The following is a 16840-nucleotide window of genomic DNA, read 5'->3' on the forward strand; positions in this document are numbered from 1 at the left end:
TCCGCCACCGTGCGCCGTGGCTAGAGTCGTCGGCAACAGGCAGCTCGGCTGCCGCCGTAGACCAACAAGAAGCCGGCCCTGATCGCCAGGGCAAAAAGCGGCAACAAGGAATCGACCATGACACCGATGGCATCGGCCAGAGCGCTGGCCTTGCTGTGCTCGCCACCTCTTTTCAGTTTCCCGCTCAACCAACCCCGTCGTATCGCCGAGAGCCAGTCTCTGCCGGTCGCCCGTCTATCGTGAAAGGAGCCGTACCATGAAAATAAAATCCATCCGTACCCGCGTTTTTGAGTGGAAGGGCGAGGTCGTGCCGCCCCAGGCGCACTTCTGCACCAACGCCAGCGATATTCTGTTCGAGAAGGGCGATGCCATGGGCTCGTTCCGTTTCCACGGCTGGCTGGTTGTGGAGGTGGAGACCGACAACGGCATCGTCGGCATCGGTAACTGCGCCCTGGCACCGCGTGTGGCCAAGGAAATCATCGACACGTACCTGGCGCCCATCGCCATCGGCGAGGACCCGTTCGACAACGAGTACATCTGGCAGAAGATGTATCGCCAGAGCCACGCCTGGGGCCGCAAGGGCATCGGCATGGCGGCGATCTCGGCGATCGACATCGCCATCTGGGACATCATGGGCAAGGCGGTGAACAAGCCGGTGTTCAAGCTGCTCGGCGGGCGCACCAAGGAAAAGATCTGGACCTACGCCTCCAAGCTCTACGCCAACGACAACCTCGACCTGTTCCTCGAAGAAGCCCAGGGCTATTTGAACCAGGGCTTCAATGCTCTGAAGATGCGCTTCGGCTACGGCCCGAAAGACGGCCCGGCGGGCATGCGCCGCAATATCGAGCAGGTGCGTGCGCTGCGTGAACTGGCCGGCCCGGACGTGGACATCATGCTCGAGTGCTACATGGGCTGGACCCTGGAATACGCCCGCCGCATGCTGCCAAAGCTCGCCGAGTTCGAGCCGCGCTGGCTGGAAGAGCCGGTGATCGCCGACGACCTGGAAGGCTACATCGAGCTGAAGAAGATGGGCATCATGCCGATCTCCGGTGGCGAGCACGAGTTCACTTCGTACGGCTTCAAGGAGATGCTCGAACGCCGCGCCGTGGACGTGATCCAGTACGACACCAACCGCGTGGGCGGCATCACCGCGGCGCGCAAGATCAACGCCATGGCCGAGGCCTGGTCGGTGCCGGTGATTCCCCATGCCGGGCAGATGCACAACTACCACCTGACCATGTCGACCACCGCGTCGCCAATGGCCGAGTTCTTCCCGGTGTTCGACGTCGAGGTCGGTAACGAGCTGTTCTACTACGTGTTCAAGGGCGAGCCGGCGCCGGTCAATGGCTATATCCAGCTGGATGACCACAAGCCCGGCCTGGGCCTGGAGATCTCCGAAGAGTACCTGAGCGAGTTCAACATCATCGAGTGAGCCGCAGTGCGTTTGCAGCAGCGAGAGCCCCGGCCATCCGGGGCTTTTCGTTAGCGACGGCGCAGCAGGCTGACCAGACCGATCAGGGCCAGCAGCAGAATCACCACCGCCACCGCACCCCCCCCATATAGACCGGTGGTGCTCAGTAACGGTTGTTCGACGCGCTGGTAGCTCGGCTGTTTGAGCAGCAGGTTCAGCGCGGCATCCAATTGGGCGGTATGGATCTTGCGCAGCTCCGGTGCCGGGTCGGCGAAGTGGCCTTCTTCGTAGCTGCCGAGCGAGCTCCAGTAGGTGTCGGCCAGAGCGCTGTTGCCCTGTGCAGTCCAGTTCTGGCGGGCGAGGGCGACGTTGCGCATGCGCTCGACGGTGGCGTCGTCCAGGCCGTCCTTGGCGAGGCGTTGCAGCAGGTCATGCAGGCGCTGCCCGGTTTGCGCCACGTCCGCACGGTCCACCTCGGCGCTGATGCTGAAGAAGCTGCTGCTGCCGTAGGCGCTGCGCTCCACTTCGGGGCTGTAGGCCAGGCCGTGCTCGATGCGCAGATCTTTGTATACGGCCCACTGCAGGTAGTCGCGCAGCAGTTGCCAGGTGCCCTGGTCGAGTTCGCCGACCCAGGGCTCGGTGAAGATCAGGTTCACCTGGGCGGTATCACCGAGCAGGCCGGTGATCAGTGTGCGTTCAGGCTCGGCATGGCCGTTGCTTTCCGGCAATTCGCGCAGCTCCGGCATCGGGCCGGGCGGCAGTTCGCCGAAGCGCCGTTCGAGGTAGGCGGGCAGGCGGCGATCCAGATCACCGACCATGATCAGGGTCATGTTGTTGGCCACGTACCATTGCTCGCGCAGGCGCTCCAGGGCCGCGGCGTCCAGGCGCTCCAGCGAGTCCTGTTCGGCGCAGGCCTGGCCAAGTTCGGCGGCCAGCTGTTCGGTGGCGTCGTTGCGCTTGCTCGACGCGCCCAGCAGGCGCTGCCAGGCAGCCGGGTGTTCGCCGTTCTCGTGGACGATCACCCGTTTGGCCGCGTCGATGCGTTCGGGCGTGAGTTCGGTGTTGAACAGCGCGGCGAGCAGCAGGTCCAGCGCCGCCCGCTGGTTGGCGGCAGGCACTTCGAGGACGAAGGTGGTGTCGCTGTCGCGGGTGAAGGCATTCCAGTCGCCACCCAGGGCCTGCATACGTTCTTCCAGGCCGGCTTCGCCGCTGGCGTCGACGCCGCTGAACAGCAGGTGTTCGAGCAGGTGCGGCAGTTCCTTGTGGTCGCAGTCGAACTGGTCGAAGCCGACGCCGACCACCAGGCGAATCGACACGTGGCCGCGGTCGCTGGTGGGCTTGAGGATCAGCTGCAGGCCGTTGTCCAGCTGGTAGCCTTCGACCTTCAGGTAGTCCGCTGCCCATAGCGGGCCACACAGCATCAGGCCCAGCAGCAGCGCCAGTGAGCGGGCCATGGCCCGCACTATTCGCCACCCTCTTCGGCGAGCAGGGCGCCGGTGTCCTGGTTACCAAGTACGGCGTAGGCGCTTGCGCAAAACAGCGAGTTGAGGCGTTTCATGTCGTCGATCAGTTCCAGGTGCAGAGAGCTGGTTTCCAGACTCTTGACCACCTGCTTATGCAGACGTTCGACATGTAAATGGGTGAGCCGGCGCTCCTGGATGCGGAAGCGGCGCTTCTCGCGCAGCAGTTGCCGTGCGGCATCGGCGTCAGCCGAGAAGAACACCGACAGGCCCAGGCGCAGGTTGCCGAGCAGGCGCTCGTGCAGGGCGATGAGTTCCTCCAGGCCACTGTCGGAGAAGGCATGGCGCTGGGCGGTTTTCTCGTCCTGGATCTTGCCGAGCATGCGCTCGATCAGATCACCCGAGCGCTCCAGATTCGAGGAGAACTCGATGATCTCGGCCCAGCGATGGCGGTCGGTTTCGCTCAAGTCTTCCTGGGACACCTGGGCGAGGTAGAGCTTCACCGCGTTGTACAGCGCATCGATGTCGTCGTCGATACGGCGCAGGTCCTTGGCGAGGATCGGCTGGCTGCCTCGCAGGGCATCCTGCAGATGGCCGAGCATGGTGTCGACCAGATCGCCGATGCGCAGTGTCTCGCGCACCGCATTGGCCAGCGCCAGGGTGGGTGTGGAGAGCGCGGTAGTGTCGAGGTGGCGGGGCTTGGCGACAGCGTTGACGTCCGGGCGGTCGGGCAGCAGCCAGTTGCAGAAGCGCGCCATCAGATTCAGGGTCGGCAGCATCAGCAGGCAGCGCAGGGTGTTGTAGAGCACGTGGAAGCCGATCACCAGCTCGGCCGGGTGCCAGTTCAGGCTGTCCAGCCAGTGCGCCAGCGGGTCGAGCACCGGGATCACCAGAATCAGGCCGATCAGCTTGTAGAGCAGGCTGCCCAGGGCCACGCGGCGGCCGGCTTGGCTCTGCATACTGGCGTTGAGAAAGGCCAGCACGCCGCTGCCGATGTTGGCGCCGATCACCAGGCCGATGGCCACCGGCAGGCCGATCACCCCGGAGCCGGTCAACGTGGCGGTGAGCAGAACCGCAGCCAGGCTGGAGTAGGAAATCAGCGCGAACAGCGCGCCAACCACCGCATCGAGCAGCACATCGCCGGTCAGCGAGGCGAACAGCACGTGGATGCCCTTGGCCTCGGTGATTGGCGTGGCGGCGGTGACGATCAACTGCAGGGCGAGGATCATCAGGCCCAGGCCGATGCCCACGCGGCCGAGCTGGCCGGCGCGGGTCTGCTTGCGCGACAGGAAGAACACCACGCCGAGAAAGATCAGCAGCGGCGACAGCCAGCTGAGGTCGAAGGTCAGCACCCGGGCCATCAGCGCGGTGCCGACATCGGCGCCAAGCATGATCGCCAGCGCCGGGGTCAGCGCCATCAGGCCCTGGCCCACGAACGAGGTGACCAGCAGCGCCGTGGCGTTGCTGCTCTGCACCAGCGCGGTCACGGCGATGCCGGCGACGAAGGCCATCGGCCGCTTGCCGACGTTGTGGCTGAGCACGCGGCGCAACTGCGAGCCGTACACCCGCAGGATGCCGGTGCGCACGATATGGGTGCCCCAGATGAGCAGGGCAATGGCGGACAACAGATTGAGCAGCGTCAACATCACGCATCTCCCTGATATGCAGATTCGATCCCGGTACTTGGGATACTGCCGATGACGGCGTTCGCGCAGGTGTGGTCACCAACACCGCTGCCTATTACAAGCTGTAGTTGGAGAAGCGCAGGTTGCCAAGCAAGGAGTGGACCGCCGCCTGGCCGGCAGGTTGCGCGGTGCGTCAGTCAATCACCGTGCTCTGTTGCAAGCGAGCGCCAATGCGCCTAGCATGCGCGCCTTCTCTCAACCGACAGCAAAGGAGGCACATCATGCAGCAGCTGATCACCCTTTGCAGGTCGCGCCTGGCTTGATCGCATTCGCCGCTCCTCGTTAGCGGCGCCGCAACGCCCGGCCTCTGGCCTGCCAATCCGAACATCTTTCTGTTTCAACCCATCAGGATTGGACTATGGGCAATTGCATTCGCAATCTGTCCGACGGCGCCGTATTGGTCGCCGCGGACGACACCTGGATCGAAGGAAAAGCGATCCAGCAACTTGAAACCACCGCTCGCTTAGCGGGCATGCATCGGGTGGCCGGCATGCCGGATCTGCATCCGGGGCGTGGCTACCCGGTTGGTGCGGCATTCTTTTCCGTAGGGCGTTTTTACCCGGCGCTGGTCGGTAACGACATTGGCTGCGGCATGGCGCTGTGGCGCACGGACATACCGACCGCCAAGCTGCATCTGGACAAGCTGGAGAAGCGCCTCGGCAACCTCGACCTGCCACTCGACGAGAGCTGGCAGGAAGCGGTTGGCGCGTTCGGTTTGCCGGTCACGGGGCACGAGCGCTCTCTCGGCACCATCGGCGGCGGTAACCATTTCGCTGAACTGCAGCAACTCGATGAAAGCTACGACGATGCTGCGCTAACAGCCTTGAACATTGAGCGTAAACACCTGCTGTTGCTGGTGCACAGCGGCTCGCGCGGCCTCGGTGAAGCGATCCTGCGTGAGCAGGTCGACCTGTTCGGCCATCAGGGCCTGGAGGCGGGCAGCGATGCCAGCAGCCATTACCTGAGCCGACACGACGGCGCGCTGCGTTTCGCTGAAGCCAACCGCCAGCTGATCGCCCGGCGCATGCTCGAGCGCTTGCGTGCTGATGGCGAGAGGGTGCTCGATATCAACCACAACCTGGTCTCGCCAGCGCGTATCGATGGCCTCGATGGCTGGCTGCACCGCAAGGGCGCCACGCCGTCGGATCAGGGCGCGGTGGTGATCCCTGGTTCGCGCGGCGACTACAGCTACCTGGTGCAGCCGATCGCCGATGAGCGCAGCCTGCTGTCCCTGGCCCATGGCGCCGGGCGCAAATGGATGCGCAGCGAGTGCAAGGATCGCCTCGCCGCGCGTTACAGCGTCGAGCAACTGAGCCGCACCGCACTCGGTAGCCGGGTGATCTGCGCCGACCGCGCGCTGATCTACGAGGAAGCGCCCGAGGCCTACAAGGCCATCGACTCAGTCGTCGGCGCCTTGCGTGAGGCGGGGCTGGTTCGCGTGCTAGCGCGACTGAAACCGGTGCTGACCTACAAGACGCGAGGAGGGTGCTGCTGATGATCCTTTTACAGCTATCAGCGGCCCAAGGGCCGGACGAGTGTGCGTTGGCAGTGGCCAAGGCGTTACCCAGGCTGCAGGGCGAAGCGGACGAGTTGGGCGTGACGGTGCGGGTACTCGAAGACGAACCGGGGCCGCGGCGCGGCACCCTGCGTTCGGTATTGCTGGCGCTGGAAGGCGAGCAGGCCGAGGGGCTGGCCGGTGACTGGACGGGTTCGCTGCAGTGGATCTGCCCCAGCCCCTACAGGCCCGGCCATGCTCGCAAGAACTGGTTCTTCGGTGGTGCGCAATTCACTGCGCCAGCGCCGGAACTGGCCGGCGAAATCCGTTTCGAAACCCTGCGCTCGTCGGGGCCGGGTGGCCAGCACGTCAACACCACCGACTCGGCGGTGCGTGCCATCCATGTGGCCAGCGGCATCAGCGTCAAGGTGCAGAGCGAGCGCAGCCAGCACGCCAACAAGCGCCTGGCGCTGCTGCTGATCGCCCAGCGCCTCGCCCTGCGCGCCCAGGCGCAAGCCGATGCCGCGCGGGCGCAACGTCGTGATGCGCACCTGCAGGTCGAGCGGGGCAACCCGCAGCGGGTGTTTCGTGGTGAGCGCTTCGAGCCCGCAGCGGATCGAGTCTGAGCGCATAAAAAAACGGGGCCGTCGAGGCCCCGTTTTTCATTGCACCGGCGTCAGCCGATCACTGCCCCGGAACGTCCTTGCGCAGTTTTACCGGCTCCGGGTCGGCCTTGCCTTCGGCGCGGCGGCGGGCGGTGCGCATGCGGATGTTCAGCGCCTCCACGGCCAGGGAGAAGGCCATGGCGAAGTAGACGTAGCCTTTGGGTACGTGCACGTCGAAGCTCTCGGCGATCAACACGGTGCCGACCACGATGAGGAACGACAGGGCCAGGATCTTCAGGCTCGGGTGCTTCTCGATGAAGTCGCTGATGGTGCCGGCGCAGATCATCATCACGATGACCGCCACGACGATGGCCGCGACCATGACCGGTACATGGGAGACCATGCCGACCGCGGTGATGACCGAGTCCAGCGAGAAGACGATGTCGATGATGGCGATCTGGATGATGGTACCGAGGAACTGCTTGCCGGCGCCCGAGGGTTGCTCGGTGCTTTCTTCCTCGCCTTCCATGCCGTGGTAGATCTCGGTGCTGCTCTTCCACAACAGGAACAGGCCGCCGAAGAACAGGATCAGGTCACGGCCGGAAATGCCCTGGCCGAACACATGGAACAGGTCGGTGGTCAGGCGCATGATCCAGGTGATGGACAGCAGCAGCATGATGCGCGTGACCATGGCCAGGGCCAGGCCGAAGAACCGGGTGCGCGCCTGCATGTGCGGCGGCATGCGCGACACCAGAATGGCGATCATGATGATGTTGTCGATACCCAGGACGATTTCCAGGGCCGTCAGAGTCAGGAAAGCAACCCAGATTTCCGGGTTGGTGAGCCATTCCATTAGAGGTTCCTTGTGATGATAGAAAACTGGCGCAGGGCCATCGGCACGAATGCCGAAGTCTAGCGCCAGAGATGTGAAATTTTCGTCAAATCAGCTGCCGAACAGCGGAAATACCCCCAGCACCAGAGCAGCGGTCAGGATCGCCATGCAGATCAGGATCGCCCATTTCAGGGTGAAGCGCTGCAGGTCACCGAATTCGATCTTGGCCAGACCGATCAGCAGGTAGGTGGACGGCACCAGCGGACTGAGCAGGTGCACCGGTTGGCCGACGATGGAGGCGCGGGCCATTTCCACAGCGCTGATGCCGTAGCCGGAGGCCGCCTGGTTCAGCACCGGCAGAATGCCGTAGTAGAACGCATCGTTGGACATGAAGAAGGTGAACGGCATGCTCACCAGCGCGGTGATGACCGCCAGATGCGGACCGAGGGCGTCCGGGATGACCGCCAGCAGGCTCTTGGACATGGCGTCGACCATGCCGGTGCCGCTGAGGATGCCGGTGAAGATGCCTGCCGCGAAAATCAGCCCGACCACCGCCAGCACGTTGCCGGCATGGGCGGATATACGGTCCTTCTGCTGCTGCAGGCAGGGGTAATTGATGATCATGGCGATGCTGAAGGCGATCATGAACAGCACCGGCATTGGCAGCAGGCCGGCGATCAGGGTAGCCATCAGCACGATGGTCAGCAGGGCGTTGATCAGGATCAGTTTCGGGCGACGGGCTTCCGGGAACTGGGAAACGCTGATCTCGTTCTGGGTGATCTTGCCTTCCGGCAGTTGCAGCACGCCCAGACGCTTGCGCTCACGCAGACCGTAGAGGTACGCCACGGCGAACAGCACGATGGCGCCGACGATCATGCCGGGAATCATCGGCACGAACACGTCAGACGGGTCCACGTGCAGGGCACTGGCCGCGCGGGCGGTCGGGCCGCCCCAGGGGGTCATGTTCATGATGCCGCCGGCCATGATGATCAGGCCGGCCATGATGGTCGGGCTCATCTTCAGGCGGCTGTACAGCGGCAGCATGGCGCCGACGCAGATCATGTAGGTGGTCGAGCCGTCGCCGTCCAAGGAGACGATCAGCGCCAAGGCCACGGTGCCGACCGCGACTTTCAGCGGGTCACCCTTGACCAGCTTGAGGATCAGGCGCACGGGCGGGTCGAACAGGCCCGAGTCGATCATGATGGCGAAGTAGAGGATGGCGAACATCAGCATTACGCCGGTGGGCGCGAGCTTGCTGATGCCTTCGAGCATCATCGGGCCGATCTGTGCGGCGAAGCCGCCGATCAGGGCGAAGATGATCGGGATGATGATCAGGGCGATCAACGCCGACAGGCGTTTGCTCATGATCAGGTACATGAAGGTGGAAACCATGGCGAAGCCAAGGAATGTGAGCATGGTGTTTCTCCGGACGTTATTCGGCTAGGTGCGGGTAATGCGCGAAGTGGCTAGCGTGGAAGCGAGCGGAGAAGAAGCAGGCGTGAGGAGCTGGGGCGAAGCATGGTTGGTTACCTGTTTTGTTCTTGTTGACGGCAGCTGCGGGCCTCACTGGCGGCAGCTCATCGACCAATCTGTGTTGGTCATTGAGCAGATGCTAGAGCACGAAGCTTTCAGCCAGCTTTCGTCGAAGACAGGTAAACGGGGCAGCAGTGGCTCGCTCGCGAGGCCCCTGTAGGCCACGCGAGCCGTGGCCTAGAGAATGATGTCCAGCGTCAGCAATACGCCGACAAGCGAAGCGGCAGCCAGCAGATGCTGCAAGGTGATGATGCCGGCCATCAGGTTGGCATCACCGCCCAACTGACGGGTCAGCACATAGGCGATCGGTGCGGTGGGCAGGGCGAAGAACAGCACCAGTACGGTGCTTTCCATGGCCGGCAACTGCAGCCCGACGGCCACCGCCAGGGCCAGTAGCGGCATCAGCAGCAGGCGCAGCAGGCTGTTCCAGACCAGGGCCGGTACCTCGCCGCCCAACTGCTCGGGTTTCAGCGCCGCGCCCACGCACAATAGGCCCAGGGGCAGGCTGGCAGCGGCGAGCAGGCTGAGCAGTCGACCGCTGCCGCCGGGCAAGCCCAGGCCGCTCAGGTTGACCAGTGCACCGGCCAGGCAGGCGAGAATCAGCGGGTTGCGGATGATCGGCAGCAGCAGACTGCGCGCACTGACGCCGCGCTCGGCGGTCAGCGACCACACCGAGAGCACGTTGACGGTCGGCACCATCAGCGCCAGCATCAACGCGGCCAGGGTTAGGCCCGGCTGGCCGAACAGGCTGCCCACGGCAGCCAGGCCCAGGTAGGTGTTGAAACGCAGAATGCCCTGGCTGAAGGCGCCGAAGCGCGCCGCCGGCCAGCCGCGCAGGCGCCGCACCACCAGTAGCGCCAGCCAGGCAATGCCCAAGCCGAGCAACACGGCCAGGGCCATGCGCGGCAGTTGTGGGTTGTCCAGCGGTGCGGTGGCCAGGCTGTTGAACAGCAGAGCGGGGAACAGGATGAAGTAGTTGAGGCGTTCGGCGCCTGGCCAGAAGGCTTCGTTGGGAAAGCCCCGACGGCTGAGCACGTAGCCGCCGACGATCAGCGCAAACAGTGGCCAGAGGGCCAAGAGCAGTTCGGTCACGGGAGCCCCCGGTGGTGGTGAGGGGGCATCTTCGCCAGTGCCGGTCGATCAGGCAAGCAGGGATTCGCGCGCGTATTCAGGAGCATGAAATGAGCGATCTGCATCAAGGCGGCTGCCAATGCGGCGCCGTGCGTTACCAGTTCCGTGCGCCGCTGCGCGATATCGCCCACTGTCACTGTTCGGTATGCCGGCGCAGCACTGGCGGCATCCTGGTGACCTGGATCACCGTGCCGCGGGCCAGCTTCACGTGGGCTTGCGGCGAGCCTGCACGCTTCGCGTCTTCGCCGACCTGCGAGCGTTATTTCTGTTCGGGTTGTGGCGCTCACCTGGCGCTGTTCACCACCCTTAGCCCGAACAGCCTGGACGTGACCATCGCCACGCTCGATCACCCCGAACACGCCGCTGCCGACCGGCATATCTGGACCCAGAGCCGTTTGCCGTGGCTGGAGGTCGACCCGCTGTTGCCCCAGGAGCAACAAGAGCGGATCGATTAGCGGCGCGTAACCGATTTAGCGGCCTGCAACCTCTCGTTGCCCTGTTTCGATAGTTGGGTCGAACTTTATTAAAGATTGGATGTCGCGCGCCGATTACCCTTCTGTACCTCGTCTATTGCCTAACGTGCCGCATGCCAAATGCGTCCCCCTGTTCAACGCGCCGCGCAGACGGTGCGACAACAGGCAACCCTTCGCTTCGTAATCAGAACTGCCGAAGTAAATTGAATAGGTGAAACGTCGTGCTCAGAAACATCCCCTTGAGCCTCAAGCTCCTGCTGATTCTCGCCTGCCCGTTGCTGGGCTTTCTCTGGCTGGCCGCTCTGCAGGTCAACAGCAGCTACCAGACCTTGCAGGAGATGGAACAGACGCAGGAGGCCAGCGTCGTCGCGCAAAAGGTCAGCCAGCTGATCACTGTATTGCAGCGTGAGCGCGGCGCCAGTGGCGTATTCCTGGGCAGCCAGGGCAAGAACATGCAAGACGTCCTGCTGCGCATGCGCGGCCAGACCGACACCGCCCTGGCCGATGCACGCGCGCTGGGCAATATCGATACCGAGCTGAGTGAGGCGTTGGCTGCGTTGAGCGGCCTGGATGCCATGCGTGGACAGATCGACAAGCTGGCGATCAACAACCGTGAATCCGGCGCGCGCTTCACCGACATCATTCGCAAGCTGATCGGCTACACCCACGCCGTCGAGCGTTCGGTCAAGGATCCGATATTGTCGCGGGCGCTGTCCTCGCTCAACCAGTTCATCGAGATGAAGGAGCGCGCCGGCCGCGAACGCGCCATGCTCGGTGTAGTGTTCAACCAAGACCGCTTCGATGCTGACCTGCTGTCGACCTTCAGCCGCAACCTGGGCGAGTTCACCGCCTATTCGGAAGGCTTCCGCCGCAACGCCTCGCCTGAGTTCGTAAGCAAACTCGACGAGAAGATGCAGCAACCCAGCGGCCTGGAAGTGGCGCGCCTGCAGAAGCTGGCCTTCGAAACGCCGCTCGGCCAGCCGCTGGGCGTCAAGGCCACCGACTGGTTCCAGACCTCTACCAATCGCATCGACCTGATGGGTGAAGTGGAGAATGAGCTGGGGGGCAGTGTGTACGAGTTGGCCGCTCAAGAACGCAGCAAGGCCTCTGCCATGTTGTGGATGACGGTCATCAGCGTGCTTGTGGCCATCGCCGTGGTGGCTGCGCTTTCCTACCTGATCATCCGCAATATCAACCTGGCGGTGGGCGAGGCCAACCGTGCGCTGTTGGCGCTGTCGCAGCGTAACCTGACGGCCCGTTCGGGTTACGTCGGCAACGACGAGTTCGGCGAGATCACCCGCAACCTCAACACCATGGCCGAGGAGTTGACGCAGATCGTCCAGGAAATCGGTTCGGCCACCGCGCAGGTGGCCACCGCCGCCGAGGAGTGCTCGGCGGTCACCCTGCAAACCAGCGACAGCCTGGAGCGCCAGCGCCAGGGCACCGAGCTGGTGGTCACCGCGATCAACGAGATGAGCGCCACGGTTCGCGAGGTGGCGCAGAGCACCAACGACGCCGCGGAGATGTCACGCCAGGTCAACCTCAGCACCACCCAGGGCCGCCAGGAAATCGAGCGCACCGTTGAGGTGATTCGTGAGCTGTCGACTCAGGCCGATGACACTGCGCGCATCATCGGTGACCTCAAGCACGAGAGCGATTCGATCTCCTCGGTGCTCGACGTGATTCGCGGCATCGCCGACCAGACCAACCTGCTGGCCCTCAACGCGGCCATCGAAGCGGCGCGCGCCGGCGATCACGGTCGAGGCTTCGCAGTGGTGGCCTCCGAGGTGCGCACCCTGGCGCAGAAAACCCAGGAGTCCACCGGCAATATCCAGGAGATGATCGCCAATCTGCAGCGCGGCTCCGACCTGGCCACGCAGTCCATGCAGGAAACCCTCGGCAAGGCCCGCGCTGGTGCCAGCAACATCGAGCGCGCTGGTGACCTGCTGGCCGATATCGCCTCGGGCGTATCCAGTATCAGCGACCGCAACATGCAGATCGCCGCGGCGGCCGAGGAGCAGAGCGCGGTGGCCGAAGACATCAACCGCAACGTGGTAGACATCAACGACGTGGCCATCCAGGTCAGTTCCGGTGCCGAGCAGACCGCCGTGACCAGCCAGGAGCTGGCGCGCCTGGCCGATCACCAGCAGAAGCTGGTGAGCCGCTTCCGCCTGGCCTGATCGCCCTGGCGAGCTGTCGCCCGTCGCAATGGCGGGCGACGATTCGGCGCTTGCAGGCCGCCAGTCGGCGCCACTAAAAATTAATGAAATCTTGCCCGGTCGGGCAGGTCAGAGCCTGACCCTTACTGCCGGATCCGCGCAATGCCACTGATAGTCATAGCCGAAGACGAACGCTCGATCAGAGAGATGCTTGTGGAAATCTTCGAAGACGAAGGCCACGAGGTCAAAGCCTTCCCTTGTGCTGACGACGCCTGGGAATACCTGTCCAGCTGCGATGGTCAGGTGGACATGGTGCTCACCGATTTCAGCATGCCCGGCGACATCGACGGCATCTTTCTCGCCCACCTGATTCGTGACCGTTTCCCGGATCTGCCGATCATCATCTCCTCGGGTTTTCTCGGTGCCTCCACGGATTTCGACGGTCTCAACGTTGCGGTGATTCCCAAGCCCTGGAGCGTCAGCCAACTGCTCGCCATGTGCGCCTCGATGACACCCGGCAAGGCGCAACAGCCCGGCGCTCCACGGGGCTGATCGCCCGCATTGTTCAGCGTGGCAGATGAGGGCGCGGAAAACGCGGCGGATATGTAAAATCGCCGCCCCGTTTTACTGCCGGAGATGTCCCCCTTGGCTATTCACTTCTCGCCTTCCTCGAACACCATCGCCTGTGGTCGCAGCGGCGCCAGCCTGAGCACCACCGAGGATCAGGCGCAGGTTTCCTGCAAACTTTGCCTGCGGTCGCTGGACAAGGCGGCTGCTCCGGTCGCGACCAATCGCACGCCGACCCTGGCCGAGCTGCGCGCCGCCGCCCGTGCCGCCAAAGCCCCGGCCGAAACTCCAGCTCCGACTTCAGCCCTGGCCCCTGCCAAGCCAGCCGAAAAGCCGGCCCTGAGCGTCAAGACCGCCTGGCAGCAGAAGCTCGAGCAACTGCCGGGGCGCAATCGCCTGCCCCGCGGTGCCGCGCGCCAGCGCTTCGTGTAAACCGTTCGGCTGCCGATGCATTCGCCCCAAAAACACTGAACCGAAGCGCCGGCCTGGCCACCAACTTGCATGCCTGCCAGCGTGTCGATTTTGATGCGTTGGCGTAGCGCGATGGTGTTGAGGTGGTGTCGATGAAGCAACTAGACCTGCAGGTGGTTCAGCAGGCTCGCAACTGGCTCGAGCAAGGCCATGCCGTGTGGCTGTGCACGGTGCTGTCCACCTTCGGTTCGGCGCCACGTGCGCCCGGGGCGATGTTGGTGGCGCTGCCGTCCGGCGAATCCTGCGGGTCGCTGTCCGGCGGCTGCGTTGAAGAAGACTTTCTCGAGCGTGTGCAGAACGCTGGTTTCGACACCTGCAACCAGATCGTCCGTTATGGCGAAGGCGGCCTGACGCCCAACCGTGCGCTGCCCTGCGGTGGCGTGCTGGATGTGCTGATCGAGTACCTGCAACCAGGCGAAGCCGTGCAGCGCATGCTCGGCCAGGTCGAACAGGCACTTGGCGGCGGCGAGCTGCTGGTACGCGACGTGCCGCTTGGCGATGGCGCCAGCCGCTGCCGGCCCGGCAGCATGAGCGAGGCGAAGATCCAACGCAGTGCCGAGCAGGTATCGATTCGTGTTGGCGCCGTACTGCGTGTGGTGTTGGCCGGCTGGTCGCCAGTGGCCGAGTTCTGCGCCGGCTTTGCCGTGGCGCTTGGCTACGAGGTGATCGTCTGCGACCCGCGTGCCGAGGTCATCGCCGAGGTGAAGGTGGCGGGCGTGCAGGCGCTCGAAATCCTGCCCGCGCGCTTTATTGCCGAGCAGGGCGCCCACAGCGCCACCGCGATTCTGGCCCTGACCCATGACCCGCGCCTGGACGACCCGACCCTGATCGAAGCGGTCCGCACCGAAGCCTTCTACATCGGCGCCATGGGTTCTCAGCGCACCAGCGCCAAACGCCTGGATCGGCTGGCGCGCCTCGGCGGTTTGCAACCCGAAGACATGGCGCGCATCCACGCGCCCATCGGCCTGCAACTGGGCAGTAAAGCCCCGGCCGAAATCGCTCTGGCGACCCTGGCCGACGTGCTGCGGGTCGCCAACGGCATCGACCGGGGTGCGCTCTAGGCATGAGCGACGGCCCTGTGGTTATCGTGCTCGCCGCCGGGCTCGGCAGGCGCTTTCGTGCTTCCGGCGGCGAGGGCAGCAAGCTGCAGGCCGACCTGCACGGCAAGCCGGTGCTCGACCACGTGCTGGCGACGGTCAAGCGCTCGGGCCTGAAGCATCATGTGGTGCGAAGTGCTGACGGCGACGGTATGGCCGACTCGATTGCCGCCGGTGTGCGGGCCGCGGCAAGCGCATCGGGCTGGCTGATCCTGCCCGGCGATCTGCCGCTGATCGGCGAAATGAGCCTGCATCGCGTGGCCAGGGCCTTGGCCGACCAACCAGTGGTGGTGCCGACCTTCGAGGGCAACCGCGGCCACCCTGTCGGTTTTACCCGGGAATGCTTCGAGGCACTGGCCGTCCTGCGCGGCGAGGCGGGCGCTGCCTCGGTGGTGCAGTGCTATCGCGAGCAGGGCCGCGCTCTGCTGTTACCGCTCGATGATCCGGGCATCCTCATCGATGTCGATACCTTGGACGATCTGCAGCGTGTCCGTGAGCTGCTGGACGCATCGCGCTAGCCGGCAGCCTTCGATTATCACTATCGACGCAAATGATGCGGTGCTGCGCGGCTTTACCGATACCCTGTACCTCGATGAACACAACGCCATGGGCTTCGAGCGAAGCCGGTGGTCTCTCCGGTTCATCATCCTTTGGTTACCGCCTCCCTGATGAGGCGGTTTTTTTGCCTGGGGAAAATGTCACGAAAGTGCAGTGCACCGCCGGGCCGATGCGCTGTCACAGTGGGGGCTTGCGATCCATCCTGACAGGCGAGATAACGGTGTTCCATCTGATCACGGGCGTTCTGGCCCTGTATGTATTCTGGCGAATGGTGTGGCTGCAGCGTTGGCCGCAGGTGCTCAAGGTGTTGCTAGGCGTGTTGATTCTGGCGGCGGCCGAGCACCATCTGGTGACCCGCCACTTCTTCGGCAGCATGGCTTCGCCGGAGATTCCCGGCCCACTTCTGATGATGCTGGGCTGCGCCTTCGGGGCGCTGATCATCAGTGCCATGGCGTTGCTGGTTCTGGATATCGCCGCGCTGCTGCCGCGCTTTCGTAAAGCGTTGACCAAGCCTCGGCTACGCGCCACGGTTGGGGTTGCAGCCATCGCACTCTCGGCGCTGGGCGTCTGGCAGGCAGTGCGGGTGCCGGATGTGCGTGAGGTGGAAATCACCCTGGCCCAGCTACCCGCTGAACTGGACGGGCTGCAGCTGGTGCAGCTCACCGACCTGCACGCCAGCCGCCTGCTGCAGCGGCCATGGCTGGAAGCGGTGGTCGCCAAGACCAATGCGCTGGAGCCGGATCTGCTGGTGATTACCGGTGACCTGGTTGACGGCACCGTGGCGGCGCGAACCCGCGATGTCGAGCCGCTGCGCGAGTTGCACGCGCGCCTGGGTGTGTATGCGATTCCCGGTAACCATGAGTACTACGCCGAGTACCAGCAGTGGCTGGATCACTTCGCGCAGATGGGCCTGCCGATGCTGCTCAACAGCCATGTGACCATCGAGGACCGTAGCGTCAGCCTGGTGCTGGCCGGCGTTACCGATCCGGCCGCCGCGCGTTTCGGCCAGCCGCTGCCGGATATCGACGCCGCCTTGGCCGGGGTGCCGAAAGACGCCGCGGTGATTCTGCTCAGCCACCGGCCCCTGGCCGCAGCGGACAACGCCCTGGCTGGCGTCGACTTGCAGCTGTCCGGGCATACCCATGGCGGCCAGGTGCTGGGCATGCACTGGGTTACCCAGGCGTTCAACCAAGGCTATGTGTCGGGTGAGTACGCAGTGGGCAGCATGCGCCTTTACGTCAGCAACGGCACCGGCCTGTGGAACGGCTTTCCCATACGCCTGGGAAAACCCTCGGAAATCACCCGCATCACCCTGCGCGCAGCCAAGGGCTAAGGCCTTAGAACCTGTTCAAGGTCTGCTGCG

The 16840-nt window shown here is 64.3% G+C and carries 15 protein-coding genes; 10 read left to right on the forward strand and 5 right to left on the reverse strand.

What is annotated here, in order from left to right:
• Window positions 1-256: 256 nt before the first annotated feature.
• Window positions 257-1432: an L-rhamnonate dehydratase gene (locus FB481_RS01775; protein WP_093504000.1), complete on the forward strand. Its 1176-nt coding sequence runs from the start codon at window positions 257-259 to the stop codon at window positions 1430-1432.
• Between the two features lie 50 nt (window positions 1433-1482).
• Here the strand turns inward: FB481_RS01775 and FB481_RS01780 are convergent, their stop codons facing one another.
• Both FB481_RS01780 and FB481_RS01785 read right to left on the reverse strand, forming a co-directional pair.
• Window positions 1483-2865 (reverse strand): pitrilysin family protein, encoded by a 1383-nt coding sequence (locus FB481_RS01780; protein ID WP_178109815.1) that lies wholly within the window; start codon window positions 2863-2865, stop codon window positions 1483-1485.
• A gap of 8 nt (window positions 2866-2873) precedes the next feature.
• Complete coding sequence (locus FB481_RS01785; protein ID WP_093503996.1) at window positions 2874-4517, reverse strand: Na/Pi cotransporter family protein; 1644 nt, start codon at window positions 4515-4517, stop codon at window positions 2874-2876.
• Between the two features lie 397 nt (window positions 4518-4914).
• Here FB481_RS01785 and FB481_RS01790 point away from each other — a divergent pair, with 397 nt between their 5' ends.
• Together FB481_RS01790 and prfH are read left to right on the forward strand one after the other, a co-directional pair.
• Window positions 4915-6051, forward strand: a complete 1137-nt coding sequence (locus tag FB481_RS01790; RefSeq protein WP_093503994.1) for an RNA ligase RtcB family protein — start codon at window positions 4915-4917, stop codon at window positions 6049-6051.
• Entirely contained in the window at window positions 6051-6677 is a 627-nt protein-coding gene (gene prfH / locus FB481_RS01795; RefSeq protein WP_093503992.1) for a peptide chain release factor H, read from the forward strand. The genes FB481_RS01790 and prfH overlap by 1 nt, the downstream gene beginning before the upstream one ends.
• A gap of 58 nt (window positions 6678-6735) precedes the next feature.
• On the opposite strand, the gene FB481_RS01800 is transcribed toward prfH, so the two are convergent.
• From FB481_RS01800 to FB481_RS01810, 3 genes are all read right to left on the reverse strand, one after another.
• Window positions 6736-7509, reverse strand: coding sequence for a TerC family protein (locus FB481_RS01800; RefSeq protein ID WP_093503990.1), 774 nt, complete (start codon window positions 7507-7509; stop codon window positions 6736-6738).
• 90 nt (window positions 7510-7599) lie between these two features.
• A complete protein-coding gene (locus tag FB481_RS01805) occupies window positions 7600-8904 on the reverse strand; it encodes a CitMHS family transporter (protein ID WP_093503988.1) in 1305 nt (434 codons plus the stop codon).
• 294 nt (window positions 8905-9198) lie between these two features.
• Complete coding sequence (locus FB481_RS01810; protein WP_147174896.1) at window positions 9199-10113, reverse strand: AEC family transporter; 915 nt, start codon at window positions 10111-10113, stop codon at window positions 9199-9201.
• Window positions 10114-10202: 89 nt separating this feature from the next.
• Between FB481_RS01810 and FB481_RS01815 the strand changes: the two genes are divergently transcribed.
• The 7 genes from FB481_RS01815 (at window position 10203) to FB481_RS01845 (ending at window position 16810) form a co-directional block, all read left to right on the forward strand.
• On the forward strand, window positions 10203-10607 hold the full coding sequence (locus tag FB481_RS01815; RefSeq protein ID WP_147174897.1) for a GFA family protein: 405 nt from the start codon (window positions 10203-10205) through the stop codon (window positions 10605-10607).
• A 293-nt stretch (window positions 10608-10900) separates the two neighbouring features.
• Entirely contained in the window at window positions 10901-12805 is a 1905-nt protein-coding gene (locus FB481_RS01820) for a methyl-accepting chemotaxis protein (protein ID WP_372239523.1), read from the forward strand.
• Window positions 12806-12946: 141 nt separating this feature from the next.
• Window positions 12947-13336, forward strand: a complete 390-nt coding sequence (locus FB481_RS01825) for a response regulator (protein ID WP_093503982.1) — start codon at window positions 12947-12949, stop codon at window positions 13334-13336.
• Between the two features lie 93 nt (window positions 13337-13429).
• Window positions 13430-13783: a hypothetical protein gene (locus tag FB481_RS01830; protein ID WP_147174899.1), complete on the forward strand. Its 354-nt coding sequence runs from the start codon at window positions 13430-13432 to the stop codon at window positions 13781-13783.
• A 131-nt stretch (window positions 13784-13914) separates the two neighbouring features.
• Window positions 13915-14883, forward strand: a complete 969-nt coding sequence (locus tag FB481_RS01835) for an XdhC family protein (protein WP_147174900.1) — start codon at window positions 13915-13917, stop codon at window positions 14881-14883.
• 2 nt (window positions 14884-14885) lie between these two features.
• Window positions 14886-15437, forward strand: coding sequence for an NTP transferase domain-containing protein (locus FB481_RS01840; protein ID WP_147174901.1), 552 nt, complete (start codon window positions 14886-14888; stop codon window positions 15435-15437).
• A 260-nt stretch (window positions 15438-15697) separates the two neighbouring features.
• The gene (locus FB481_RS01845; RefSeq protein ID WP_093503974.1) at window positions 15698-16810 is read left to right on the forward strand and encodes a metallophosphoesterase; all 1113 of its coding nucleotides are present in this window, start codon (window positions 15698-15700) and stop codon (window positions 16808-16810) included.
• Window positions 16811-16840: the final 30 nt, after the last annotated feature.

It is taken from the genome of Pseudomonas sp. AG1028, from assembly GCF_007993955.1.
Taxonomy (GTDB): Bacteria; Pseudomonadota; Gammaproteobacteria; order Pseudomonadales; family Pseudomonadaceae; genus Aquipseudomonas; species Aquipseudomonas straminea.

Bases quoted from the DNA above. Each gene is read 5' to 3' on its own strand.
- FB481_RS01800 (WP_093503990.1), bottom strand. From the start codon at position 7,509: ATGGAATGGCTCACCAACCCGGAAATCTGGGTTGCTTTCCTGACTCTG.
- FB481_RS01785 (WP_093503996.1), bottom strand. From the start codon at position 4,517: ATGTTGACGCTGCTCAATCTGTTGTCCGCCATTGCCCTGCTCATCTGG.
- FB481_RS01825 (WP_093503982.1), top strand. From the start codon at position 12,947: ATGCCACTGATAGTCATAGCCGAAGACGAACGCTCGATCAGAGAGATG.
- FB481_RS01835 (WP_147174900.1), top strand. From the start codon at position 13,915: ATGAAGCAACTAGACCTGCAGGTGGTTCAGCAGGCTCGCAACTGGCTC.
- FB481_RS01780 (WP_178109815.1), bottom strand. From the start codon at position 2,865: ATGGCCCGCTCACTGGCGCTGCTGCTGGGCCTGATGCTGTGTGGCCCG.
- prfH (WP_093503992.1), top strand. From the start codon at position 6,051: ATGATCCTTTTACAGCTATCAGCGGCCCAAGGGCCGGACGAGTGTGCG.
- FB481_RS01840 (WP_147174901.1), top strand. From the start codon at position 14,886: ATGAGCGACGGCCCTGTGGTTATCGTGCTCGCCGCCGGGCTCGGCAGG.
- FB481_RS01775 (WP_093504000.1), top strand. From the start codon at position 257: ATGAAAATAAAATCCATCCGTACCCGCGTTTTTGAGTGGAAGGGCGAG.
- FB481_RS01815 (WP_147174897.1), top strand. From the start codon at position 10,203: ATGAGCGATCTGCATCAAGGCGGCTGCCAATGCGGCGCCGTGCGTTAC.
- FB481_RS01790 (WP_093503994.1), top strand. From the start codon at position 4,915: ATGGGCAATTGCATTCGCAATCTGTCCGACGGCGCCGTATTGGTCGCC.
- FB481_RS01805 (WP_093503988.1), bottom strand. From the start codon at position 8,904: ATGCTCACATTCCTTGGCTTCGCCATGGTTTCCACCTTCATGTACCTG.